At 30.3% G+C, this 24,494-nt stretch carries 24 protein-coding genes and 1 other RNA gene; 10 read left to right on the top strand and 15 right to left on the bottom strand.

Going from position 1 to position 24,494, the window contains the following annotated elements:
• Positions 1–399: 399 nt before the first annotated feature.
• Positions 400–732 carry a helix-turn-helix domain-containing protein gene (locus WA340_RS09850; protein ID WP_336128805.1) on the bottom strand — a complete coding sequence of 111 codons (333 nt, stop codon included), beginning with the start codon at positions 730–732 and terminating at the stop codon, positions 400–402.
• Positions 733–1,046: 314 nt separating this feature from the next.
• Entirely contained in the window at positions 1,047–1,796 is a 750-nt protein-coding gene (locus tag WA340_RS09845; protein WP_336128804.1) for a hypothetical protein, read from the bottom strand.
• A 210-nt stretch (positions 1,797–2,006) separates the two neighbouring features.
• Here WA340_RS09845 and WA340_RS09840 point away from each other — a divergent pair, with 210 nt between their 5' ends.
• Positions 2,007–2,195, top strand: coding sequence for a hypothetical protein (locus tag WA340_RS09840; RefSeq protein ID WP_270005202.1), 189 nt, complete (start codon positions 2,007–2,009; stop codon positions 2,193–2,195).
• A 216-nt stretch (positions 2,196–2,411) separates the two neighbouring features.
• On the opposite strand, the gene WA340_RS09835 is transcribed toward WA340_RS09840, so the two are convergent.
• The 7 genes from WA340_RS09835 to WA340_RS09805 all read right to left on the bottom strand — a co-directional run bounded on the left by WA340_RS09835 (position 2,412) and on the right by WA340_RS09805 (position 8,894).
• Entirely contained in the window at positions 2,412–3,536 is a 1,125-nt protein-coding gene (locus WA340_RS09835) for a serine hydrolase domain-containing protein (RefSeq protein WP_336128800.1), read from the bottom strand.
• Between the two features lie 36 nt (positions 3,537–3,572).
• A complete protein-coding gene (locus tag WA340_RS09830; RefSeq protein ID WP_336128799.1) occupies positions 3,573–4,217 on the bottom strand; it encodes a hypothetical protein in 645 nt (214 codons plus the stop codon).
• Positions 4,218–4,420: 203 nt separating this feature from the next.
• On the bottom strand, positions 4,421–5,038 hold the full coding sequence (locus WA340_RS09825) for a CatB-related O-acetyltransferase (RefSeq protein WP_336128798.1): 618 nt from the start codon (positions 5,036–5,038) through the stop codon (positions 4,421–4,423).
• Positions 5,035–5,901: an SDR family oxidoreductase gene (locus WA340_RS09820; protein WP_336128796.1), complete on the bottom strand. Its 867-nt coding sequence runs from the start codon at positions 5,899–5,901 to the stop codon at positions 5,035–5,037. Before WA340_RS09820 ends, WA340_RS09825 begins: the two co-directional genes overlap by 4 nt.
• A gap of 26 nt (positions 5,902–5,927) precedes the next feature.
• Complete coding sequence (locus WA340_RS09815) at positions 5,928–7,007, bottom strand: serine hydrolase domain-containing protein (protein WP_336128794.1); 1,080 nt, start codon at positions 7,005–7,007, stop codon at positions 5,928–5,930.
• A gap of 101 nt (positions 7,008–7,108) precedes the next feature.
• Complete coding sequence (locus tag WA340_RS09810; protein WP_336128792.1) at positions 7,109–7,957, bottom strand: helix-turn-helix domain-containing protein; 849 nt, start codon at positions 7,955–7,957, stop codon at positions 7,109–7,111.
• A gap of 25 nt (positions 7,958–7,982) precedes the next feature.
• On the bottom strand, positions 7,983–8,894 hold the full coding sequence (locus WA340_RS09805; protein ID WP_336128790.1) for a hypothetical protein: 912 nt from the start codon (positions 8,892–8,894) through the stop codon (positions 7,983–7,985).
• A 170-nt stretch (positions 8,895–9,064) separates the two neighbouring features.
• Here WA340_RS09805 and WA340_RS09800 point away from each other — a divergent pair, with 170 nt between their 5' ends.
• A complete protein-coding gene (locus tag WA340_RS09800; RefSeq protein ID WP_336128788.1) occupies positions 9,065–10,627 on the top strand; it encodes a protein adenylyltransferase SelO in 1,563 nt (520 codons plus the stop codon).
• Positions 10,628–10,658: 31 nt separating this feature from the next.
• Complete coding sequence (locus WA340_RS09795; RefSeq protein ID WP_106678153.1) at positions 10,659–11,072, top strand: DUF2452 domain-containing protein; 414 nt, start codon at positions 10,659–10,661, stop codon at positions 11,070–11,072.
• A gap of 54 nt (positions 11,073–11,126) precedes the next feature.
• On the opposite strand, the gene fsa is transcribed toward WA340_RS09795, so the two are convergent.
• From fsa to ffs, 3 genes are all read right to left on the bottom strand, one after another.
• Positions 11,127–11,780: a fructose-6-phosphate aldolase gene (gene fsa, locus WA340_RS09790; protein ID WP_027878791.1), complete on the bottom strand. Its 654-nt coding sequence runs from the start codon at positions 11,778–11,780 to the stop codon at positions 11,127–11,129.
• Between the two features lie 105 nt (positions 11,781–11,885).
• A complete protein-coding gene (locus WA340_RS09785) occupies positions 11,886–12,686 on the bottom strand; it encodes an SDR family oxidoreductase (RefSeq protein ID WP_336128785.1) in 801 nt (266 codons plus the stop codon).
• Positions 12,687–12,773: 87 nt separating this feature from the next.
• Positions 12,774–12,872: signal recognition particle sRNA small type (gene ffs / locus WA340_RS09780), an RNA gene on the bottom strand.
• Positions 12,873–12,960: 88 nt separating this feature from the next.
• Here ffs and WA340_RS09775 point away from each other — a divergent pair.
• The 5 genes from WA340_RS09775 to WA340_RS09755 all read left to right on the top strand — a co-directional run bounded on the left by WA340_RS09775 (position 12,961) and on the right by WA340_RS09755 (position 19,289).
• Positions 12,961–13,995, top strand: a complete 1,035-nt coding sequence (locus tag WA340_RS09775; protein WP_336128784.1) for a glutaminyl-peptide cyclotransferase — start codon at positions 12,961–12,963, stop codon at positions 13,993–13,995.
• Between the two features lie 102 nt (positions 13,996–14,097).
• Complete coding sequence (locus tag WA340_RS09770) at positions 14,098–14,841, top strand: carboxypeptidase-like regulatory domain-containing protein (protein WP_304144603.1); 744 nt, start codon at positions 14,098–14,100, stop codon at positions 14,839–14,841.
• A gap of 10 nt (positions 14,842–14,851) precedes the next feature.
• Positions 14,852–15,232, top strand: a complete 381-nt coding sequence (locus WA340_RS09765; protein WP_336128781.1) for an acyl-CoA thioesterase — start codon at positions 14,852–14,854, stop codon at positions 15,230–15,232.
• 298 nt (positions 15,233–15,530) lie between these two features.
• On the top strand, positions 15,531–17,093 hold the full coding sequence (locus WA340_RS09760; RefSeq protein WP_336128780.1) for a hypothetical protein: 1,563 nt from the start codon (positions 15,531–15,533) through the stop codon (positions 17,091–17,093).
• 105 nt (positions 17,094–17,198) lie between these two features.
• On the top strand, positions 17,199–19,289 hold the full coding sequence (locus WA340_RS09755; RefSeq protein ID WP_336128778.1) for an AAA family ATPase: 2,091 nt from the start codon (positions 17,199–17,201) through the stop codon (positions 19,287–19,289).
• Positions 19,290–19,345: 56 nt separating this feature from the next.
• On the opposite strand, the gene glyA is transcribed toward WA340_RS09755, so the two are convergent.
• On the bottom strand, positions 19,346–20,617 hold the full coding sequence (gene glyA / locus WA340_RS09750; protein ID WP_336128777.1) for a serine hydroxymethyltransferase: 1,272 nt from the start codon (positions 20,615–20,617) through the stop codon (positions 19,346–19,348).
• A gap of 110 nt (positions 20,618–20,727) precedes the next feature.
• Between glyA and fahA the strand changes: the two genes are divergently transcribed.
• Together fahA and WA340_RS09740 are read left to right on the top strand one after the other, a co-directional pair.
• Positions 20,728–22,020: a fumarylacetoacetase gene (gene fahA, locus WA340_RS09745; RefSeq protein WP_336128776.1), complete on the top strand. Its 1,293-nt coding sequence runs from the start codon at positions 20,728–20,730 to the stop codon at positions 22,018–22,020.
• A 119-nt stretch (positions 22,021–22,139) separates the two neighbouring features.
• Positions 22,140–23,321, top strand: coding sequence for a hypothetical protein (locus tag WA340_RS09740; RefSeq protein ID WP_336128775.1), 1,182 nt, complete (start codon positions 22,140–22,142; stop codon positions 23,319–23,321).
• A gap of 30 nt (positions 23,322–23,351) precedes the next feature.
• Here the strand turns inward: WA340_RS09740 and WA340_RS09735 are convergent, their stop codons facing one another.
• Positions 23,352–23,969, bottom strand: coding sequence for a hypothetical protein (locus WA340_RS09735; RefSeq protein WP_336128774.1), 618 nt, complete (start codon positions 23,967–23,969; stop codon positions 23,352–23,354).
• 5 nt (positions 23,970–23,974) lie between these two features.
• Entirely contained in the window at positions 23,975–24,484 is a 510-nt protein-coding gene (locus WA340_RS09730; RefSeq protein ID WP_336128772.1) for a DUF3124 domain-containing protein, read from the bottom strand.
• Positions 24,485–24,494: the final 10 nt, after the last annotated feature.

Genomic DNA, 24,494 nt, shown 5'->3' with positions numbered 1-24,494 from the left:
CCAAACTGCAATAAGCTATAAAGTATTATTTTTCATAAAAACCCTAAACTCACCCAAGCTATGTTACATAATGCGTAGTTATAACAACTGTAGCGTTATAACGGTCATTATGTAAAATAGCCACGTACCAGCCGCACAAATCATAACTACAATTAAATAATGGCTATTCACGAGTACATTAATATAAAATAAAATTGAAACGAGCTAAATATCCGCTATAGCCAACGCTCACTTTAGAACTTAAAATCAAATTTAGAGCTATATTGAAACAGTAGTAAGATGAGGTAAGTTAAAATATTAGTTATCTCATTCATCTGCACAAAACCATCGTTAAGTCCAAGTATTCCTTACCTCAAGTCTTTGTTTGCTTCATTTCGCTAACTATATCTATATAATAACTTAAAACTTTCTATGATTCTTCATTAAATAATTATTCACCTGTTCTTCAATATCTTTTTGTGTCCATATTTTATTTTCTAACACCCAATTATTGATAACTTCAATATCAAAATAAATCCTTTTACCTCTTTTAGAGTGAGGTATGCTATTGGTACTTGTTAATTTATATAGATATGATTTGGAGACATCTAAATAACTTGTAAGTTGTTTTAAAGTCATAATCTTAGGTAAATTTATATTAGCTTCATTTCTTATGCTATTATTGCTAATATTTTCAAGTAACCTTTCAATACGCTCTAATCGGTTATTAATAATTTCAAAAGGGTTTTCCATAATATTATATTGTTAAAATTAAGAGTAAAAATAAAAAAGATAGCAAATATAGGTAGCTTCCTAATGCCAACGCTATATGCTATAAAGGTCAAGCCCTAAAGGGTTTTGAATAAAACTTTTTCAAAAAAAACTCTTCTATTTCATTAAACATATTAACACAAAAAACTTTTATTCAAAAACCTTGACAGCATCATCCACGCTACCAAAGTATCAGCTTTCTTTTTTTGTTTTCTTTAAAAAATTAATGGTAAAAAGAAAAAGCCCTATGATACAAAACCATAGGACTCTTTCAGCTTCAAAGGTCAGAATGAAACTTATGCCACTTCTACGATGTTTAAAACGTTATATGCGCCATTTTTAAGCGGATACTGAACACCGTTAATCTCTTGAAAGAACTCTACTAATAAAAGAAACACATCGTTTCCTGTACCTGTTGGCACACCTGCTGGAGTTAATGTTTGCGATGCAGAAGTCGAATCAATCGGAATATTTACAGTCGGACTGTACTCAATCGCATTTTCTGTAGTATCAAAATCAACTTTTAAGAAAGCAGAAGTAAAACTAACGTGAGTTGCGCCACTTGGATAAGCAATATCGTTTGTAGGTGTTAAATTTGGGATTGAAATTTCACCTGTAGAACCATCAACGCTAAAAGGAGCAAATAAAACCGCACTTAAAACAGCTCTATTATTAAAATCAAAGCCTTTTAAAGCCGCTTTACCTTCTGGTGTTGCCAATCCTGTTGCCACATTTCTTTCACCTCTTATAGAGGATGTATCAAAGTTTTTAATTTTCGTCATTACTTGCGTAACACGACTTGAAACTCGATTATCTTTTGCTTTAATCATTAAGTTTCTTGCAGAAGTTCTTAATAATTTACCAGAAGATGCAGAACGACCAAATTCAGAACCATTTTCTCGCGTACGCTCAAACGCTGGATCATTTTGAATACGCTCTTTTGAAACACCGCTTTTAGTCTTTACCAAATAGCCTTCTTTACCCTTGTAAAACGTCAAATTATCTAACGTACCTTCGAGTTTAATAATACCTTTTAATCTTGCCATAACAATTATTTTTTTTGATGATGAATATTTAAATATACGAACATATCTAACACACTGGTTATAAGAGCTTCCGAAGTGTTTATAACTTGCCAAAACTTCCGAAATAGATAGTTTTTTCATTGTGAAAATTGTCGTATATTGTATATAAGAGCTTTACAGCTACGGTATAGCTAAAGTATAGTTAGAGTATTAATTTTAAATTTTGAGCCAATGAGCAGAATCTGTATTTACCCTAAAGACGTGCAAGTAGTAACAGGTAAAAGTGAGCGTTATGGTAGAACTATAATCAGCAAGATTAAAGAGCACCTTAACAAAGAGTCACACCAATTAGTTACTATTGATGAATTTTGCGACTTTATGGGCTTTGAAATCAGTAAAGTACGAGGATTAATCAAGTAAATTTCGTATCTTTAACACAAGGTTTTAAAGGTGACCTATTAGGTGACCTCATAATGGTACAGGACTGAAACAGTAATAAATAAAGGCATTAAGAGATAGGTTCACTTACCTCTTTCTCCGCTAAAACCCTTGTAAAATATTTATTTTACAAGGGTTTTTACTTTTAGGTATAAATATGGTTGTTAATTTATGTATTCTAGCTAAAAAAGAATAAGCCTATTGTTTTTCTATCATTGTTAATATTTTATATACTAGTATTAAAGCGCTTTTCGAAACTTCTAATTGATTAAAAGTCCCCGAAATATAAGTATCTAATTGTGGGCAGTGCCATAAAAAGGAAGCTGTAGAACCAGAATGACCAATAAGCTGCAAGTCGCTTTCTGTGTTAGTTAATTCACCTAAAGACACTTGTCTTATTCCAAAACCGTATTCCATACCTTTTGTTTCAGTTACCCAATTTTGCATGGCTAAACGTGTTTCTTTCTTTACAATTTTATCGGTATTAAAGGCTTTTAAAAATGCAATTAAATCGTGAGTGGTTGAGACTAAACCGCCGCCTCCCCAATCTGCACTTAAGCTTTTAAGAGACGATAATTCATATTGACTCGCATAAAACTTAACGATTGGAAGTTTGTTTTTTATAGAAGACGATTTTAAGTTAACATATGAACTATGCATGTTTAAAGGTTGAAAAATATGTTGCTTGAAAAACTCATCTAACGATAAACCACTTACATTTTCAATTATCAAAGCTAAAAGCACATATTCAGTATCGGTATAATGATAACCTTTACTAGGAACAAAATGAGGTGTCATTTTTTCTTTAGAAAATTGTATCAGTTCTCCAGTAGACCACAATTTATTGGGTTTCATTAATAGTTGATTGATGATATTCGGACTTCCGTCATTTGTTTCATCGGTGAAATAATCAGGTAAACCAGAGGTATGTTGTAATAGATTTGCTATGGTTAATTCTTCAGAATAGTTTTTACCTCCTAAAACATGAAGATTAGTAATCAATGAATCTGGTAAATATCCAGCAATCTTATCTTCAAAATTTAATTTATTCTGATCCTTTAAAATACCAATTGCTGTTGCGGTAAAAATCTTGGTAACACTAGCTGTATAAAATGGATGATTTATCGAAATAGCATCTTCTTTACTTTCCGCTATCTTAATGTTAATACCTCGAGATTCAGAATACACGTGTAGTATTCCACTTTTAATATTTTCCTTTTCTAATTCGGTTTTAAAGCATTGTTTAATCATAGATTCTGTTGTTTTCTGAGCAATAGCTGATAATCCAACTAAAAATATTAAACCTAGAAATAGATATTTCATAATGTTAGTTTTAGAAATTTAAGATAGTTTTAGAAATTAAATTTTTATACCAATATAAAGATTAGGTTCAAATAGAAAATAAGAATCCCATTTATTGTCGAGTTGCTTAAATGATTCTGGCGTATTAGTGTCAAAATGCCAAACATTACAATGAAATTGTGGTTCTATAAAAAACTGTTTCTTTTTGCCAAAAGCAAAATGATAACCAATATGATACGAATTGTAGAGCTTAAATCCGTTAGCTATTTTCTTGTCATCAAGATCTAAATAGGTTTTGTATAATGGCAACACTTCAACCGAAGCAAATAACCCTTTCCAAAGCATACGTTGATAAGAGATACCAATACCTGTTTCGCGTAAATAACCAGGATAAAATTCGGTTTCAGAATCTATTTTATCTGTAAGTCCGTCCCACCATTGAATGCCCATAGGTTGAAATAATCTCCATGTAGCAACTTTAAAACCAACGATGTTTTTGGCGTCAAGCTCACGTTTAACGTGTAATTCAATGTGTTGTGTGTTGGTTCTTTCTCCTCCTTTTCCAATATTTCCTAAAATAATTGCCGGAAAACTAACTCTGTATTTTAAATCTGTGTCATGGTTTTTTTCTTGTTTTGAAATCTGTTGAGCAAAACCGTGAATTGTGAATAATGCTAAACAAATAATTAGTAATTTTTTCATTGTGATTGATGTTTAAATTGTTCGTTTTTTGATTGATTATTTGATGTGACAAAGATGAGACAGAAGCGAATGTTAATCGTCCTGAATTATGATTTCAAACCTTTTTGAAATTCAGTACTTATTATTCAATTTGAAGTATTTGAATAAAAAAAAGGCTTAACACAATTAGTGCTAAACCTTATATTTATTTTTAAATTTTTATTTTAAAACAACGTTTCAGGATGCGACGTGAGTTTATCTACATGTTTAGTGATTTTTTCAATCTCCCAATCCCACCATTTAAGTTCCAATAATTTAGAAATGATATCGTCAGAAAAACGCTTTTTAATTAATTTTGCGGGATTGCCACCAGCAATAGTGTAAGGAGCAACATCTTTCGTTACTACTGCTTTTGTGGCTATAATAGCGCCATCACCAATTGTTAAACCAGGCATAATGGTAGCATCGTGACCAATCCACACGTCATTACCAATAACGGTATCACCTTTAGTTGGATAACTTTTACCATCCATAGCATGTTGCCATGCACCACCAAATATGGCAAACGGATAGGCTGATGTTGCTTCAGTTAAATGATTTCCGCCATTCATAATAAAAGTTGCACTAGAAGCAATCATGCAAAACTTACTAATGAAGAGTTTATCGCCTATAAAATCGAAATGATATTTTACGTTTTTTTCAAAGTTAGAAACATCTTCAAAATCGTCGTAATAGGTGTAATCACCAACCTCAATATTAGGATTGTTGATGTAGTTTTTTAAAAAACATAACTTATCGTAATTTGCTAAAGGAAAAACGGTATTTGGATCCGGAATATTCATATCTCTAGTGTATTAGCTTCTTCTCTAAAATAGTCTTTTAAATGATAATTACCATAGGTAGGTGCAATATTATCCTCAGCCATTAAGGTTAAGAAAAATTCAATAGGACCATAGGTTTTAACGCTGGTAAATGTTCTTAAAGTCCAAATGGTGAATCGTCTTATCCAATCTGGTAAATGCGTTATTTTTATTGGCTTGTTTAATGAAGTCAGTGCGAGTTTACTAATATCATTTAAGCTTAATATATCAGGACCTCCAACGGTTAATTCGTTATTGTAATCTTCTAAGTTATCGACAATAGCTTTTGCTAAATCCTCTCCATGAATTGGGTTGAATCTTTGATTTCCTGATCCAAATAAATACACACGACCTGATTTTGCCATTTGCAGAAAATCTTTCATATCAGAAAAAAATCCGTTAGGTCTTACAATGGTATAGTTCAATCCTGATGTTTTTAAAGCATCAACAAACTTTTCTTTGGCTTCAAAAATTTTCAAATGTCGATGTTTATCGCCATTAATAGCAGACACATAAACAAAGTGGCTTACACTAGACTTTTTAGCTTCTTCAAGTAAATTCATATTTGCTTGATAATCGACATCCATATAAGTTAAACCATCCTTTTGCCTCGTAATACCAACGGTAGAAATAACCGTATCTATGCCCTTACAAATGTCTCGTAAAGTTTCGGGTTTGGTGACTTCAGCGTGCTTAATTTCCAGATAGTTTTCATTAGGATTATCAATCTGATTTGACTTACGGACAATAGCAACCACCTGGTTTTGTTTTTCTATTAAAACCTTTAATAAATGTCTACCAAGATAACCAGTAGCACCAGCTAATAATATATTGGTATGTTGCATTTTTTTGTTTGATTTAAGTTTGAATCTTAGTTAAACTCGTTGGTTAACAGTTGCTGAATTATGGTATTGCGTTGTTCACCAGAATCGTCTTGTTGATTGCTTAATAATACAATAGTTGCGTTGTATTCTGGCACAAAACCAATCATGCTCCAATAACCGTCTATATCGCCACCATGCCAGTACAGTGTGGTGTTACCTTCTTGTGTTGTAAACCAACCCAAACCAAAATCTACATAGCCACTTGGTACATCTTGAGCGAATATGTCTTCTTTTTCTGTAGCTGAAAACCAGTTTGTTTTTACAGCATTCGTCCACGTTTCCATATCTTTTGGTGTGCTGCTAAAATCGCCAGCGCCAAAAGCTAAATTCATTGGGTAAACACTGTTTGCATTACCATTGTTATAGCCTTCAGCATGTGTGTTTGGATTAATATTGTCTGTGCCTCTGTACGTGTTTGTCATTTGCAAAAGATTGAGAATATTTTGCTGAATGTACTCGTGGTAAGCCATATTAGTAAGTTCTTCAACCAACAAAGCTGCAATAAGGTAGTTAGAGTTACTGTATTGTTTTCCTGTGCCTGGTGTAAAATTGAGTCCGTTTTCTGTAATTAGTTCCGAAATAACTTCATAGATGTCTTCTTCATCAAAAAAGTTTCCTTGTGCTGCAGCATCTTCAACAACAAACTGATAGTCTGGAATACCAGATTGGTGCGATAACAGTTGTGCTATACTAATTTGATTTCCGTTTGGAAACTCAGGATCAAATTCATCTAAAGTTTGATTATAGTTCGAAATATAACCATCGCGTTTTAACTGAATAACTGCAGCTGCAGTTAATGTTTTGGATACCGAACCAATGCGATATGCTAATTCATAATCTTGAGGAAGTGCTGTGTTTTCATTGGCTAAGCCAAAACCTTGTCGTACCAGATCGTTTCCATTTTTTGTGATAATAGCATAACCTTGAAAGTTTATGCCGGTTAATAAATTTTCAGCGGTTGTGTAATTAATAAAAGCTGTGTTGTTGTCATCATCTGTTGAACATGATGTAAAAAGCGTTAAAATAGCTATTATAAATGCCATTAAAAGTTTGTGTAAAATTGTCATAACTGTTCGTTTTTAATTGATTGTTTGATACTGCAAAATTGAAGTATAAACAGTTATGAATCGTGCTAAATTATAATCTGAAACGAACTTATTACAATTTACTACAAGTTTTGCTTCATCCAAACTCTAGGTGTAATACCTTCGGCTCTTTTGAAGTATGTATTAAATACGCTTTTAGAATTAAAACCACTATCAAAAGCCAACCCAAGAATAGTAAGATGAGAATTTTTAGGATCTAAGGCTATAGTTTTGAAATGATTGAGACGAAAGTAGTTTATAAAATCATTAAAATTCTTATTGAATTCAGTATTAAGTAACCAAGACAATTTATTAGGATGTAAATCAATACTTTCACCTAGTTCTTTTAATGAAAGATTTGGATTTAAAAATGGCTTACTTTTTTTAATAAAATTCTCTAAAATCAACTTATATTCCTTAATCTCAGAATCGTTAAAAGGTTTTGAAATTTCTCTTTCAATTTTATTTATAACTTCTTTGTGTTCTGAGAATGATTCTGAAGAAATAATTTGTTTTGTTATTAATTGAAAGCGCTTGTTTTCTCTCAAAGAATCTAAAAAAGGATCTAATTGAAAATTAACTAATTGACCTACTTTTAATTTCATTTTATCTTCAAAAACATCTAGTGCTTTTTCTGTATTACCATAATGTATCAGTAAATAAAAATGCCAAGGATATATATATTTAAAACTTTCATCTATATCAATAGTGGCAATGTCAATAGGTCTTTTTAATTGTTTTTTATTAATCAAACTAAATAACGCTTTGCAAATTTCAGGATAATTTAGTTGTGGCTTTACAGCTATAAAATTTTCAAATTTTGAAACGTCGTTTAAAAATATATAACATGCTAATTTAGTTTCAATTGCTAAACTAAAATTTGGATCTATTCTTAAACATTCATTTAAATGTAAAATAGATTCGTTATACATTTTTTTTAGAAAATAAATATTTCCTTTAGTAAAATGGATGATTAGGTGATAATGGACTAATTTCTATAGCCTTATTAATATTTAGTAAAGCTTTTTCTAACTGATTAGTAGCCATATATATTTCGGCAATACCCTCATAAGCTATAGCATAGTTTGGGTTTTTATGTAATGTTTCTTTTAATAAATTTATGCCATTAGTGTAATTCCATTGGTTCCAAAAATTTAATGAAGATTGAGAAAAATATGCTAAATAAGATGATGAATTAATTTTTAAGCCTTTATTTAAATAATTTTTAGCTAATCTTTCTCCTTCTGTTTTATCTATAAATCCCCAACTAGATAAAATACCATAAGATCTACTTAATGCAAAGTAAGCATCATAAAAATTTGTATCAACTGCTATACTTTTTTTATAATAATCTATTGCTTTAAGATAATCTTCTAAAACCCAATTAAGTTGATAAGCTCTACCTTTTAAATATAATTTATAAGCATAAATATTTTTAGTTCCAATTATAGATATATGATTATGTATATGTAAGTGTCCAAAGTTTTCCCTAATCTGTTCTGCTATAATTAAACTTATTTCATCTTGAAGTTCAAAAATATGATCTAATTTTCTATCAAAATTTTGTGACCAAATTTGAAATCCATCATCTGTTCGTATTAACTGGGTATTAATGCGTATTCTATCTTTAAATATTCTAATACTACCTTCTAAGATGGTTGCTACACTTAATTGACTACCAATATGTCTAACATCAATGCTTTTGTTTTTAAAAGCAAAAGAAGAAGTTCTAGCAATTACTTTTAGTCCCTTAATTTTGGTTAAAGCATTAATAATTTCTTCTGTAATTCCGTCACAAAAGTAATCGTTATCAATATCATTACTCATATTGACAAAAGGTAGAACAGCTATAGACTTATTATCTATCATTATTTGTAATGAACTCTAATTATTTTAAATAAAAAATCAATAAACAATATTAATAAATTAAGGCTTTAATATGTTAGTTTATCATAAAATTTAAAACAATTTAATGTGGTTAGTTAATTAAAGAAGCAAATAAACTATCCTTATCTTTGTATTGAAAAAGAAAAGGTTTAATGAAATTCAACATAAAAAATAGCTTTATAAATCAACTTCCTGCAGATTCTAAAACAGAAAACAGTCGCAGACAAGTAAATGAAGCGTGTTATAGCTTTGTTTCACCTAAAAAAACATCTCATCCAAAGCTAATTCATGTATCTCCAGAAGTATTAGAAATCTTAGGTTTAACTGCCGAAGACGCAAATACTGAAGAGTTTCTAAACATTTTTACAGGAAATAAAATTCTTGAAAATACCAAACCTTACGCCATGTGTTATGGTGGACACCAATTTGGACATTGGGCAGGACAATTAGGCGATGGTAGAGCAATAAATTTATTTGAAGTTGAACACAATAACACTAACTGGAAATTACAACTAAAAGGTGCTGGAGAAACACCTTATTCTAGAAGTGCTGATGGATTGGCTGTTCTAAGAAGCTCTATCCGCGAGTATCTATGTAGTGAAGCAATGCACCATTTAGGCATACCAACAACCCGCGCTTTAAGTTTAGCGCTTACTGGCGACCAAGTGTTGCGTGATAAATTATATGACGGCAATCCAGAATATGAAAAAGGTGCAATTGTTTGTCGTGTTTCTCAAAGCTTTTTACGTTTTGGAAATTTTGAAATATTCTCAGCAAGACAAGACTTTAAAACCTTAAAAATGCTTGTAGATTATACCATTAATACACATTATTCTTTCTTAGGAAAACCGAGTAAAGACGTTTATTTAAAGTTTTTTAATGAAGTGGCAAATCGAAGTCTTGATATGGTCATCCATTGGCAGCGCGTTGGTTTTGTTCATGGTGTAATGAACACCGATAACATGTCCATTTTAGGTCAAACTATAGATTATGGTCCTTACGGTTGGCTAGAAGGTTACGAGCCTGGTTGGACACCAAATACCACAGATGCACAACACAAACGTTACCGTTATGGCGCACAAGTAGATGTTGTACATTGGAATTTATTTCAACTTGCTAATGCTTTATATCCTTTAGTAAATGAAGCTGAAGGGTTTGAGGCTATTTTAGGCAACTTCGGAGAACAAAAAATAGTACGTTATAAAGCTATGATGCGTTCTAAACTAGGATTACAATTGAAAGATGAAAAAGACTCCTTTTTGATACAAGAGTTAGAAGATTGTTTACAACTTACTGAAACTGATTTTACCATCTTTTTTAGGTTATTAGCAGATTTTGAAAATGAAAAACATTCGGAAGGATTTCTATTAATTTCTGAAGCATTTTATACACCAAAAACAATTACAGAAGACATTAAAACACGATGGAACTTATGGTTTTTATCCTATGCTGAACGATTAAAGCGTGAGACAATTTCCGCGAAAGCGAGAAAAGAATACATGAACAGTATTAACCCAAAATACGTTTTAAGAAATTATATGGCACAACTAGCAATTGATGATGCTAATAAAGGTGATTATAACTTAATCCACGAGTTATTCAATCTTCTAAAACAACCTTATACAGAGCAGCCAGAACATGAAAAATGGTTTGCAAAACGACCTGAATGGGCAAGACATAAAGTAGGTTGTTCTATGCTATCTTGTAGCTCTTAAAATTAGTATCTTTGCATAAAAGAAATTAGCAATGTCTACAGAGAAAAAACCTGATAATGTAGTGTTTAATACTGACACAAATTCTTATGATGCTGCATTAAAACCTTATGCAACCAATGTTGGCGCGCCAGCTATTGTTGTAAAAGAAAATATTACTTGGAAGAATAAAAACATACATAAAGCCAATAAACAAATAAAGGCTAAATATTTAGAGCTTAAAGCAGAATATGATAGAATGATGGAAGAGCTTGAGTATAATAACCTTGTGTATAATGCTAAATTTAATTTCGAGCCTATTTTAGGTGAAGTTTATCACTTGTACAGAGATAAAAACAACTTACCGTTTTTATCTATCATAGCTCCTTCGGAATGTAATTTTGATTTTGTAGGTAGTTTTTATCTTAATTCTGAACACATGTGGAAAAAAGTAGAAAATGATCAATAAAAAAAGTCCTAAGTAAAACGCTTAGGACTTTTTTATTCTGTTTTAGTAATACAACTAGTTTCCTTTTTTATAATCTTCTAAAAACTTAGCTAAACCACTATCTGTTAAAGGATGTTTTAGTAAACCTTCAATAGAACTTAATGGCCCTGTCATTACATCTGCACCAATCTTAGCACAATCTATAACGTGCATTGTGTGACGTACAGAAGCTGCTAAAATTTCAGTATCAAAATTGTAGTTATCAAAGATGTGTCTAATTTCTGCAATTAGGTTTAATCCATCTGTAGAAATATCATCTAAACGACCAATAAACGGACTTACATAAGTCGCTCCTGCTTTTGCTGCTAATAAAGCTTGACCTGGAGAGAAAACTAATGTTACATTAGTTTTAATTCCTTTATCACTAAAATATTTACAAGCTTTTACACCATCTTTAATCATTGGTAATTTGATAACAATTTGGTCATGTAATTCGGCTAAAGCTTCACCTTCTTTTACCATACCTTCAAAGTCTGTAGATATCACTTCTGCACTTACATCTCCATCTACAATATTACAAATATCTACATAGTGTTTTAAGATATTATCATGACCTGTAATACCTTCTTTAGCCATTAAAGATGGGTTTGTAGTAACACCATCAAGAATACCCATATCTTGCGCTTCTCTAATTTGGTCTAAATTGGCAGTATCAATAAAAAATTTCATTTTAAATAGTATTTATTAGTTGTGTATAATTTGTGCTTACGAAAGTACAATTTTAATACATGTTGATTAAAATTTAATATTAAATAATATTAACATTTTATCTTCTTAAAGCTTGTAGTGGTTTAAAAGCAATTTTTCGTACATTTTATCTGGAAGTAAAAACTTTAATACAATAGAAAACTTCTGCATAAAAGCACCAACTTTATAATGTATTTTGGGATTTTTAGTATTAATTACTTCATGTACTTTTTTGGCAACTGCAATTGGTGATCCACTACTACTTACATCTTCATCTATGTCTTTTAATACATTTGGGTATTTTGTATATGGCGAGTCTTTTAATACTGGTGCATGATAACGTCCTGCAGCAATATTAGTTGCAAAATCTCCTGGAGCAATGTTTGTAAATTTGATTCCAAAGTCTTTAGTTTCCATTCTAAATGCTTCGGTTAAAATCTCTAAAGCACCTTTACTTGCACTGTAAATTCCTCTGTAAGGTAATCCCATATAGCCAGCAATAGATGTAATATTAATAACCAAACCAGATTGCTGCTTTCGCATTTGTGGCAATACCGCTTTTATTACATTAATTGGTCCAAAAAAGTTAGTATTAAAGTTATGCTGTATTTGTTCTGCAGGTATTTCTTCAATAGCTCCAGTAATACCTACTCCTGCATTATTAACTAAAACATCCAACCTACCTTCGGCGTCAATAACGGTTTGTACAGCTTTTTTAATAGTTGCTGTATTATTAACATCTAAAGCAACCAAATTAAAATTACTATTAGTATAATTTTTAGGGTTACGACTGGTACCATAAACAATGTACCCTTTTTGGGTTAAAAAATCACCTATAGATTTACCAATTCCTGAAGATCCTCCTGTAATTAATATAACTTTAGACATTGTAGAAAAATAAGTTTTGAATTTTGAAATAAAAGTAAAGCGAATTTAAAAAATCTTAACTCTAAAACGTTAAGTTTTGGGTACAAAAAAAGGCAAGCTACCTACATCACACCGCTACGACCGCGTACCTTTGCTTCGTTCCCGACCTGGAGGATTCAGCAGGAGCTGGTTGTGTAGGACTTGCCGGCTGCAAAGATACACACTTTTAATTTTTTCACAATGATTTTTTATAATGAATTTTAATAAATAACTTGCTGAATAATTTCTTTTTAAAATGAATACACTTAAACAGCTTACAATCATAATTTTAACCGTTTTATTAACGGCTTGTGGTGAAGACGTAAAAACCCTAAAAAAGAGTTTATCTATAAAAACTAATACAGAAAACAGCACAATTAGCATTGATAAAACGCTAGAAGTCGCTCTTATTAATCCGAAAAATATTGAAATTTCTTCGGTAGAATTTTCTTTAGACGGTAAATCAATTTCTAAAAATCAACCACTATCCGATTTTAAATTAGGTGAACATACCATTACAGCTTCTGTAAAATTTGATGATAAAACTGTTGAGGTAACCGAAGTTATTTCAATATTAAATGATAAAAACCCTAAATTTTATAAAGTTGAAATATTAAACACCTATCCACATGATAAAACATCTTTTACTCAAGGATTAGAGTTTAATAATGGCGTTTTATATGAAAGTACAGGACAACGTGGTGAGTCTAAAATTAGAAAAATTGACTATAAAACTGGTGATGTTTTACAAGAAATAAGTATTCCTGATGCTTTTTTTGGGGAAGGTCTAACTGTTTTAGACAACAAAGTTTACCATTTAACATGGATGGCAAAAAAAGGATTTACCTACAATGCAGAAACTTTAGAAAAAACGGGAAGTTTTAATTACGGAAAAAGTAAAGAAGGTTGGGGATTTTGTAATGACGGTAAACAGCTTTACAAAAGCGATGGTACTAGTTTGATTTGGACTATAAACCCTGAAACTTTGGTAGAAACTGACCATATCCAAGTATGTACAGCTAAAGGAAAAATTGGTCGTTTAAATGAAATAGAATGGGCTAATAATAAAATCTATGCAAACATTTGGCAACGTAAAGGTATTGCTGTAATTAATCCTAAAAACGGTGCTGTAGATGCTGTAATAGACTGCAAAATATTAACAGATCAAATAGACAATTTTTCTATAGACGAAAATACGCTTAACGGTATAGCCTACAACCCAGAAACCAAAACTTTTTTCTTAACTGGTAAGCGTTGGGACAAATTATTTGAAGTAAAAATCATTCAATAAAACACTGTTAAACATTTAAAAACAAAGCGTTAAAGTTTTATAATTTTTAAAATTGACTAAGCAATAATTCTATTTTTGTTGGACTAACTAACCTAAAGTCTATTGAGGTATTTTGCTTTCATACTAACGCTCTTTACTTGTTTTTTTGCTAATGCTCAAAAAGTAAATGGAATAGTTTACGACTCTATTGCTGCAATAGAAAATATTAAGATTGTAAACCTCAATACAAAGAAGTTTACGGTTTCTAATAAAAAAGGACAATTTACTATTCCAGCAAAAGTTAATGACACATTACATTTTAGTTCTATCTTTTATCACGAACAAACTTTAATTATTAATGCTTCGCATACAAATGATACATTTGTAATCGAATTAAAAAAAATTAATAACGAATTAGAAGAAGTTGTTTTAAAAGAAAAACACTTGCCTAAATTAGCAACTATAGAAGAAGTAGAAACTAATTTACATAATCAAATATTAGAAGATATTAAAAACAATCCGCATTTATACGGAAAATTAAATGATGGTGGTATAGATTTTATACAAGTCTTTAGTATGATTGGCAAACTTTTTAAAAATAAAAACAAACAACAACCTATACAATATGCTACTTACGAAGAGTTAATTTCAAACTTTGAAAACTCTAAAACACTAGATCAATTCTTCTTCAAAAACACATTAAAAATACAAAATCATCAACAGGATTTATTTATTCAATACATAGAAGCTTCCTATATAGATAGTAAGCTATTACAACCAGAAAAAGAAGTGTATTTAATCGAATATTTAGTGCAATCTGCAAAAGAATTTAACGCTATAGTTAAAGCTTATAAAGAGAAAGACTAATTTTAGCGTTATGAAAATTCATCAAAAACAAATACTAGTTACAAAAGAGGATTTAGACCAAAATAACCACGTTAATAACATTAGATATGTAAAATGGGTTAATGATATTGCTATTTCGCATTGGGAAACCGAAGTATCAACAACTGTTTTAGACCAGTATTTTTGGGTTATGTTATCTCACAACATTGAGTATAAACATCAAATTCTTTTAGGAGAAACAGCAACACTAAAAACCTATGTAAAATCTTGTGAAGGTTTATTTTCTATACGTATTGTCGAAATTTTAGTGGATAAAAAACTTTGCGCCTATTCTGAAACCAAATGGTGTTTTATGAATAGTAAAACTTTAAAACCAAACCGAATTCCACAAGAAATTATCGACCTATTTTAATTTAAAGCATGAATTAATTTTTGTCAGTTTAAACCTGTTGTTCATTTTGATTTCAAAATAATAATTAAGCGTCAGTTCGAGTGGTTTTGAGGTACGAAAAACTGTATCGAGAACTTATTTGAATTAGAAGATTCTGTTCTCTATACAGCTTTTTTTCATTTTCAATCGTAAAAACAACTCGAATTGACGGTTTTCAAGAAATTCTATAATAGATTTTAATAATTTTAAACACACATACTAAATAGCCTTTAAAAAAGTTATATTTTAGTCAACTATTAAAAGGATAACTGCTAATTATATGAAGCGCCTACTCTATTTTACTGCACTTTTTATTTTCATTTTAACATGGAGTTCTTGTCGTAAAGATTTTGACTTTCAACCAAGCAATGGTACTTTAGGTTTCTCTAAGGACACTGTGTATTTAGACACTGTTTTTACTAACATTGGCTCAAGCACTTACACTTTAAAAGTGTATAACAATTCAGATGAAGACATTTACGTTCCAAATATTAGACTAGAAAATGGAGAAACATCTGGTTACCGATTAAACGTAGACGGAATGGCTGGAAAAAACTTTGATAATGTCGAAATTTTAGCAAAAGACAGCATGTTTGTTTTTATAGAAATTACCGAAGATATTCAAAATCATATGGCAACAGATTTTGAATTTTTATACACCGACAAAATCCTTTTTGACGCAGGCAATTTGCAGCAAGACGTAGATTTAGTCACCTTAATCAAAGACGCTGTTTTTATTTATCCTGATAGAGATGAAACCACTCAAATTATAGAAACCTTAACTCTAACTGTTGATGGGCAACCAGTTGAGACCGATTTGCAAGGTCGCGAGTTGTTGCCTGAAGAATTAACCTTTACCAACCAAAAACCCTACGTTATTTACGGTTACGCAGCGGTACCAGCTGGCGAAACCTTAACTGTAGAAGCTGGTGCACGTGTCCATTTTCACGCCAATTCTGGGTTGATTGTTCAAGAAAATGCCTCTTTAAATGTAAATGGTGCGTTAAGTAATGACGAAGATCTTTTAGAAAACGAAGTTATTTTTGAAGGCGACCGTTTAGAGCCAATTTATAGTGATGTACCAGGACAATGGGGAACTATTTGGTTATTTGAAGACAGCCAAAATAATATTATAAATTACGCGACTATAAAAAATGGTACCGTTGGTATTTTATCAGATGCTAACCCAAATACAGACACGCCAATTAATAAATTAACCATTACCAATTCGCAGATTTATAACTCTAGTACCTTTGGTATTTTAGGTAGAAACACATCAATAAACGCCGAAAATTTAGTTATCAACAATTCTGGTCAAGCTAGTTTTGGCGCCACTTTAGGTGGAAAATATAACGTTACACACAGTACCATTGCTAATTATTGGGATAGCAGTTTTAGACAATTTCCTGCGTTACTAATTAACAACTTTGTAATTAACGCAGATAACTCTGCAACAATTGCAGATTTAACCGAAGCCAATTTTAACAACTGTATTATTTACGGTAATGATAATCCAGAATTAATTGTAGATGAAATTGAAGACGCAAGCGTAGTTTTTAATTTTAAATTAACCAACTGTTTATTACGATTTGATAATTCTAGTGGAAATTTTGATGGTGATAATTACGATTTCAACAACATCAACCATTACGAAAACATCATTTTTAATGAAGATCCTAATTTTAGAGCACCTTTTGAAAACGATTTAATTATTGGCGAAAACCCTGTAGCAAATGGTCAAGGTAATGCTACGTTTGCTACGCAAGTACCAAATGACATTTTAGGTGTTAATCGTACAGCAAGTCCAGATTTAGGTGCTTATCAGCATGTTGTTTTTGAGTAATTTAAAGTTAAAAAGTATTACATCTAAAAGTTAATACCTTTAATCCCTTTTTTTATAATTTTTAATAGCTCTTTTGTAATTTGAATAAAATTTCAATTACAAAATATGAATATACTTTTATCTCAAGATTTACCTAAAGAACTACTTAACACTAATTATATCTCTAACTGGAATGAAAAAAAACTAAATTACTTAAAAGACACATCTACTGTTAATGTTTTTATTGGTGCTAATAATTCTGGTAAAAGTAGGTTTATGAGAGCCTTACTAAAAAAAAGAGAGCAACTCCTATCAAGTGTATTTGAAAAAGAAATAGTGAGTATTTTTAATAATTTAGAAAAAATTAATGAGTCTATTAACGATTATTCTTATCTCTCATTTTCACATCACCCAAATATCAAACTTAATCAACTTGAAAAAGAATTACAATATTTACACGCTGGATTTGATAAAAACAATAACAATCAAAAAATACAGACTTTTAATAAAAAATTCATAGAAGAAATTATTCTATTTCTATCAACATTCAACATAGAAATAAAAAAAGATAACCAAAAAAATTTTTATGATAGAATAAAAGAAATAACAGGAGTGTTTTTAATAGTAGAAAGGTTTATATCTAAAGGATTCAAAAATCGAAATTCATCATTTAATTTTTTAGGTCTTACTATATCAATTAGTAATTTTTCAAGCATAGAAGAGGTTGTTTTCTTAAAAACCATAAATGAGATTATACTTTCATTTGAAAATATAATTAATAACCCAATAATTGAGATAAATCCTGAAAAAATTTTTATCCCAACCAGAAGAAGTGTCAAATCTTTAATATCATTGATACAAAATCCAGGACCAAGATCAACAATATTTCAAGAAACAATTATTTCTACATATTTTGATTTAGATAGTGTTACAGATTTTGAAAATCAACATAAAAAAATTCAAATCTTTACTGGTTTGGATATGTACAGTAAAGTAAAAAATGTAAGAAACTCTAAGAGAGAAATCAGAAAGTCATTCGAAAAATTTGAGTTGTTTTTAAAGAAAAATTTTTTTAATGATAAAGAAATTGATATTGTTGCTTTAGAAGAAGACAATCATCTAAGTTTTTATATCGATGATGAAGACTTAGAAATACATAATTTAGGTGACGGAATACAAGCTATAATCCTTTTGATGTTTCCAATATTTACTGCTCAAGAAAAATCTTGGATTTTTATAGATGAACCTGAATTAAACTTACACCCTGGTATGCAAAGATTGTTTTTACAACAAATATTAACAAATCCAGAAATTAAAAAGAAGGATCTTAAATTTTTCATTACCACACATTCAAATCACTTTTTAGATTTAACAATTCCAAAAAATGATGTGTCTATTTATTCTTTCTCTAAAATTATAGGTAATAAAGCAAAAGAACATAAGTTCTTAATTAGAAATGTCAAGCCAAAAGATAGCCAATTATTAATGGAACTAGGCGTAAATAACTCTTCTGTATTTATGGCCAATTGTAGTATTTGGATAGAAGGAATAACAGATCGATTATATATATCTTCTTTCCTAAAAGCATATTTAAAATCATTAAAAAAACCTTTACTTTTTAAAGAAGATGTTGATTACTCTTTTTTTGAATATGCTGGCAGTAATTTATCTCATTACTTATTTTCTGATGAAACAGAAGCTACAAATTCTAATGACATCGAAAATCAAATTTCCGCATTTGCGCTTTCAAATAGAATTTTCTTGTTAGCAGACAAAGATGGAGAGAACAAAAGAAAAAAACATAATCATTTGAGATCTATTGCTAAAAAATATGATAATATGGAATATCAAACTACAAAGGTTTTAGAAATTGAAAATTTAATTTCGTTTAAAATTTTGAAAAAAATATTAATTGATATTTTAAAACAAGATAAAGATGTCGTTGAAAAAGTAAATAATATCCATACAAAAGATTATAAAGATATTGGTTTAGGGAAATTTTTAAATCAAAGAATTAGTAAAAGAAAAAACATTAATCTTCCTAAAATATCAGATAATAATAAAACTTTAAATAGTAGATATAAATTGAAATTTGCTACATATTTTGCTTCTAAAGTAGATTCAGGAGAAATTACTTGGGATATGATTTCAGAAAGTTACTATGCAAGAAAAATAACTATTTCGATATATAATTTTATTCTAAAATATAAGTCATAAAAAAAAGCTCACTTTTTCAGTGAGCTTTTTCTTTCCGCGAAAGCGAAATTATCTATTTATGCAAATAATGGTAAATCACTCATCATTGCATTTACTTTTACAGCAATAGCATCTAGTTTATCTTCGTCTTCGTAATTTGTAATCACTTCGTCTATAAGATTTACTATCGCTTCCATATCGCCTTCTTTTAAGCCTCTTGTGGTTATAGCTGGTGTACCAACTCTAATTCCTGAGGTTACAAACGGACTTTTATCGTCAAAAGGCACCATGTTTTTGTTTACGGTAATATCTGCTTTTACCAACGCTTGTTCTGCATCTTTACCTGTAATATTTTTGTTACGTAAATCTATTAACATCATGTGGTTATCTGTTCCTCCAGAAATAATGTTATATCCACGGTCTACAAACGCTTTTGCCATAGCTGCTGCGTTTTTCTTTACCTGTAACATGTAGTGTAAAAAGTCATCACTTAACGCTTCACCAAAAGCAATTGCTTTAGCTGCAATAATATGCTCTAATGGTCCACCTTGATTACCTGGGAACACACCAGAGTCTAATAAAGAAGACATCATACGTGGTTTTCCGTTTTTAAGTGTTATACCAAACGGATTTTCAAAATCTTTACCCATTAAAATCATTCCGCCTCTTGGACCACGTAATGTTTTATGTGTCGTTGTAGTTACGATATGGCAATGTGGCATTGGATCGTTTAAAATACCTTTAGCAATTAATCCAGATGGGTGAGAAATATCTGCTAATAAAATAGCGCCTACGCTATCTGCTATTTCACGAAAACGCTTAAAATCTATATCCCTAGAGTAAGCAGAAGCACCAGCAATGATTAATTGAGGTTTTTCTTTGGTAGCAATCTCTTGTATATTATCGTAATTTAAAATACCTGTCTCCTCTTCTACTCCATAAAATACAGGATTGTATAATTTACCAGAAAAATTTACTGGAGATCCGTGTGTTAAATGTCCTCCATGAGATAAATCAAAACCTAAAATTTTATCACCTGGTTTTAAACACGCATGGTAAACTGCTGTATTAGCTTGGCTACCAGAATGTGGTTGTACGTTAGCATAGTCTGCACCAAACAATGCTTTAGCACGGTCTATTGCAATTTGTTCTACCTCATCTACTACTTCACATCCACCATAATAACGTTTACCGGGATAACCTTCGGCGTATTTATTAGTTAGTACAGATCCAGCAGCTTCCATAACTTGGTCGCTTACAAAGTTTTCGGAAGCAATAAGCTCTATACCGTGTAACTGTCTGTCTTTTTCTGCTTCAATTAATTCAAATATTTGTTCGTCGCGTTGCATAATTTTTGTTACTCGTTAAAAATTTATCAAAAATAAGAAATATGTCTTGTAAATAATTCAAAAAACATATATTTACTTAGAATTTATAAACAACAAATCAACAAATATTTATGCCTTTAACAGCTAACAATCCGGATAGAAAATCGTGGTTACACGTCGATAAAAATTCAGATTTCCCTATACAGAACATACCTTTTGGCGTTTTTTTAACCAGAGATGATATAATTACCATCGGAACACGTATTGGTGATACTGCAATAGATTTAGGCGCTTTACATCAATTAGGTTATTTTGACGGTATCCCATTAACTGACGATATTTTCTTACAAGACACTTTAAACGATTTTATTGCAGATGGACGCAACACATGGCGCGCTGTAAGAAATAGAATTGCTGAAATTTTTGATGCTGAAAACAACACATTAAAAAACAATGTAAAACACAAGGAAATTGTATTATTTAGATTAGATGAAATTGAAATGCAATTACCTGTTCAAGTTGGTGATTATACAGACTTTTATTCTAGCATAGAACATGCTACAAATGTTGGTACTATGTTTAGAGATCCAGATAACGCTTTGTTACCAAACTGGTTACACATACCTGTTGGTTATCATGGTAGAAGCAGTTCTATCATTCCTTCAGGAATACCAGTACACAGACCACAAGGACAAACTTTACCTGCTGGTGCTGAAGAGCCTGTTTTTGGTCCAAGTAAATTAGTAGATTTTGAATTAGAAATGGCGTTTATCACTACTGATGCTAACGATTTAGGAGAACCAATTCCTGTAGATGAAGCTGAAGAATACATCTTTGGATTAGTCTTATTTAATGATTGGTCTGCACGTGATATTCAAAAATGGGAATATGTACCATTAGGTCCTTTCTTAGCAAAAAACTTTGCCTCTTCAATTTCTCCTTGGATAGTGACATTAGATGCATTACAACCATTTAAAACAGACGGACCTAAACCTTTAAAAAAGCAACTTCCATACTTACAACAAAAAGGACAAAAAAGTTATGATATTAACTTAGAGGTTGCAATCCAACCAGAAAAAGCTAAAGAAAAAGTAGTTAGTAAATCTAACTTTAAATATATGTATTGGAGCATGTCTCAACAATTAGCGCATCACACCGTAAATGGATGTCCTGTTAATTCTGGAGACATGATGGGAAGTGGTACAATTTCTGGTTCTACTCCAGACAGTTACGGATCAATGCTAGAATTATCATGGCGCGGAGAAAAGCCTTTAAAAATGGCAGATGGTACCGAGCGTAAGTTTATAAATGACAATGATACTGTAATTATGCGTGGTTATTGCGAAAAAGACGGAACACGCATTGGTTTTGGTGAAGTAAAAACAAAACTATTACCTGTTTTTGAACCTAAAAAAAATAAATAGATAAACAACATCTTTTTTTTATAAAATTAAACCCTTTAGACTATCTAAAGGGTTTTATTTTTAGTTTTGGCACGCATCTTGAAAATACTTAACCTAATAACCCTTAAAACCCAAAGAAGATGAAAAACTTTACAATTATTACAGTACTTTTTCTGGCACTATCATCTTGTGTGGGAAGAAAACAAATCGAAAAACAGCTAAACACTGGTAACTACGATCAAGCAATTAATAATGCATTAAAAAAGCTTGAAACTAATAAGAATGCTAAGCGTAAACAAGATTATGTGCTTATGTTAAGAGACGCTTATTATAAAGTTGTAGAGGATAATCATTACAGAATTAACCAACTAAAACAAGATGGTAATCCAGAGTATTATGAGACTATTTACAATCTTTACACACGTTTAGATAGTAGACAAAACTCTATAAAAAATATATTACCGCTTCAAATAAATGGCAAAACAATTAAATTTAAATTTAATAATTATACGTCTGATATTATAGATTATAAATCTAAAGTTTCTGACTATAAATATAGTCAAGCAAGACAATTATTAAGCAGTTCAGATAAATACAATGCAAGAGAAGCTTACGGACTACTAGAAGATATAGAGCGCATCAATCCTAATTTTAAAGATGTTAGATCTTTAATGGATCAAGCTCATTTTATAGGGACAGACTTTGTAATAGTTTCTGTTATAAACGAAACAAACCAAATTGTACCTACTAGATTAGAAGAAGAATTATTAGACTTTGATACTTATGGCTTAAATGATAATTTTTGGACTTTATATCATGCTAATGCGTCTGCAGAAATTAATTATGATTATGCGATGCAATTGCAGCTTAAACGTATAAATATCTCTCCAGAACATGTTTATGAAAAAGAATATGTTAGAGAAGCAGAAATTGTAGATGGTTGGGAATATGTTTTAGATGAAAACGGAAATGTTGCTAAAGATAGTTCTGGAAATGATATAAAACAAGATAAAATAGTTAGAGTATTAGCTAGATTATCTGAAGTACAGCAAGTAAAATCGACTCAAGTTATAGGTCAAGTTGTATTTACTGACTTAAAACAGAATCAGGTGTTAGAGAGTTTTCCTATAGATTCAGAATTTATTTTTGAAAACTTCTATGGAAGATTTAGAGGAGATAGACGTGCTTTAAGTGATGATGATAAAAGGTTGCTAGGTAATAGAGCTGTACCATTTCCAACAAATGAACAGATGGTTTATGATACAAATGAAGACTTAAAGCAGAAATTAAAAAGTATTATAAAACAAATGACATTCTCATAAACTGAAAAACTCCCTTAATTGGGAGTTTTTTTAATTTCTTTTTTTAAATTTATATATTTCATTTATTACTTCTCTTTTATGAGTTTTGTTATCAATATAACTTACAAACTTAAATAGAGTATCATTTATTATAAAACCCTTTTTTTCAGCCAAATAAAACTTCATGTTATTGTAAAATTCATATTGAATTTTTATTGAATCTCCATATATCCAATAACCTACTTTTTTATTTTTAATCTTTAAATTATTTCCTTTTTTATTAATAAAACAATTAAAAAACCTTAAAGCTGTATCTGTTGAATTATCATATTTTACATTGCATTTATCCTTAAATGAATTTTTAGTTATTCCATCTAAAACTCCATCACTCATAAATATTATTCCATCTTCATAAAAAGATAACGCTTTAATACCATTTACAGTGTACTTTTTACCATATTTTAACCCCTCAATTCCATAATCTAAGTAAGACGACAAACGAACATTTTCTTTAGTAGAAAGATAATAAAATCCATTTGTTTTTAATTTATTCTTAATATTTTGAGGAGTTCTGTTTTTAAAATAAATTGATTCAATTTTACTACTTTTACAATTCATCATTGATAAAATTAAAACTAATAAAAAAACACCTTGTTTACTTTTTTTCATTTTTTTTAATTTAAATCAACTCCTTTTGTAGTAAACGATAAACCTTGTTGTCCTGAAGTAGATATCATAATAGCTTCAAAATATGGTACATTTGTAAGCTTTTTTACAGACCAATCAAAAATAAAATTAGCTCCTGTACCACCTTCAATATCATTTTCATCTATAACAATTTCTATGGTTTGCATAGGCTTTATAAAAATTGGTTGTTTTATATAATGTCTTATTAAGTCGCCTTTTGTATTAAAATAGTCTGCGCTATTAATATAAATTGTATCAGTTCTATTTGTGTTTCTTATGCTAACGGTAGCGGTCAAATCTTGTGTTTTATGCTCTGTAGTACTGTAAATTTGAGAATATACCGATAAATAAGAACTACCTTCTATTAAAGAGTCGTTAACTTTTCCTGTCCATTTCATAGCCTCCAAATGACTAGAAGGTTTAGGCTCATTATTCTGTTTAGTTTCACAACTAAACAAAAAACTAACAACAGTAATTAAAAGCGCTACTTTTTTCATAAAATTAATT

Origin of the sequence: Mesoflavibacter sp. CH_XMU1422-2 (genome assembly GCF_037029245.1) — a bacterium.
Lineage (GTDB): Bacteria > Bacteroidota > Bacteroidia > Flavobacteriales > Flavobacteriaceae > Mesoflavibacter > Mesoflavibacter zeaxanthinifaciens.
This window is presented reverse-complemented; position numbering and strand designations above follow the sequence as displayed.

Bases quoted from the DNA above. Each gene is read 5' to 3' on its own strand.
- WA340_RS09730 (WP_336128772.1), bottom strand. From the start codon at position 24,484: ATGAAAAAAGTAGCGCTTTTAATTACTGTTGTTAGTTTTTTGTTTAGT.
- WA340_RS09830 (WP_336128799.1), bottom strand. From the start codon at position 4,217: ATGAAAAAATTACTAATTATTTGTTTAGCATTATTCACAATTCACGGT.
- WA340_RS09785 (WP_336128785.1), bottom strand. From the start codon at position 12,686: ATGTCTAAAGTTATATTAATTACAGGAGGATCTTCAGGAATTGGTAAA.
- WA340_RS09825 (WP_336128798.1), bottom strand. From the start codon at position 5,038: ATGAATATTCCGGATCCAAATACCGTTTTTCCTTTAGCAAATTACGAT.
- fsa (WP_027878791.1), bottom strand. From the start codon at position 11,780: ATGAAATTTTTTATTGATACTGCCAATTTAGACCAAATTAGAGAAGCG.
- glyA (WP_336128777.1), bottom strand. From the start codon at position 20,617: ATGCAACGCGACGAACAAATATTTGAATTAATTGAAGCAGAAAAAGAC.
- fahA (WP_336128776.1), top strand. From the start codon at position 20,728: ATGCCTTTAACAGCTAACAATCCGGATAGAAAATCGTGGTTACACGTC.
- WA340_RS09800 (WP_336128788.1), top strand. From the start codon at position 9,065: ATGAAATTCAACATAAAAAATAGCTTTATAAATCAACTTCCTGCAGAT.
- WA340_RS09760 (WP_336128780.1), top strand. From the start codon at position 15,531: ATGAAGCGCCTACTCTATTTTACTGCACTTTTTATTTTCATTTTAACA.
- WA340_RS09850 (WP_336128805.1), bottom strand. From the start codon at position 732: ATGGAAAACCCTTTTGAAATTATTAATAACCGATTAGAGCGTATTGAA.
- WA340_RS09765 (WP_336128781.1), top strand. From the start codon at position 14,852: ATGAAAATTCATCAAAAACAAATACTAGTTACAAAAGAGGATTTAGAC.
- WA340_RS09755 (WP_336128778.1), top strand. From the start codon at position 17,199: ATGAATATACTTTTATCTCAAGATTTACCTAAAGAACTACTTAACACT.
- WA340_RS09805 (WP_336128790.1), bottom strand. From the start codon at position 8,894: ATGATAGATAATAAGTCTATAGCTGTTCTACCTTTTGTCAATATGAGT.
- WA340_RS09810 (WP_336128792.1), bottom strand. From the start codon at position 7,957: ATGTATAACGAATCTATTTTACATTTAAATGAATGTTTAAGAATAGAT.
- WA340_RS09735 (WP_336128774.1), bottom strand. From the start codon at position 23,969: ATGAAAAAAAGTAAACAAGGTGTTTTTTTATTAGTTTTAATTTTATCA.
- WA340_RS09775 (WP_336128784.1), top strand. From the start codon at position 12,961: ATGAATACACTTAAACAGCTTACAATCATAATTTTAACCGTTTTATTA.
- WA340_RS09845 (WP_336128804.1), bottom strand. From the start codon at position 1,796: ATGGCAAGATTAAAAGGTATTATTAAACTCGAAGGTACGTTAGATAAT.
- WA340_RS09795 (WP_106678153.1), top strand. From the start codon at position 10,659: ATGTCTACAGAGAAAAAACCTGATAATGTAGTGTTTAATACTGACACA.
- WA340_RS09840 (WP_270005202.1), top strand. From the start codon at position 2,007: ATGAGCAGAATCTGTATTTACCCTAAAGACGTGCAAGTAGTAACAGGT.
- WA340_RS09740 (WP_336128775.1), top strand. From the start codon at position 22,140: ATGAAAAACTTTACAATTATTACAGTACTTTTTCTGGCACTATCATCT.
- WA340_RS09820 (WP_336128796.1), bottom strand. From the start codon at position 5,901: ATGCAACATACCAATATATTATTAGCTGGTGCTACTGGTTATCTTGGT.
- WA340_RS09815 (WP_336128794.1), bottom strand. From the start codon at position 7,007: ATGACAATTTTACACAAACTTTTAATGGCATTTATAATAGCTATTTTA.
- WA340_RS09835 (WP_336128800.1), bottom strand. From the start codon at position 3,536: ATGAAATATCTATTTCTAGGTTTAATATTTTTAGTTGGATTATCAGCT.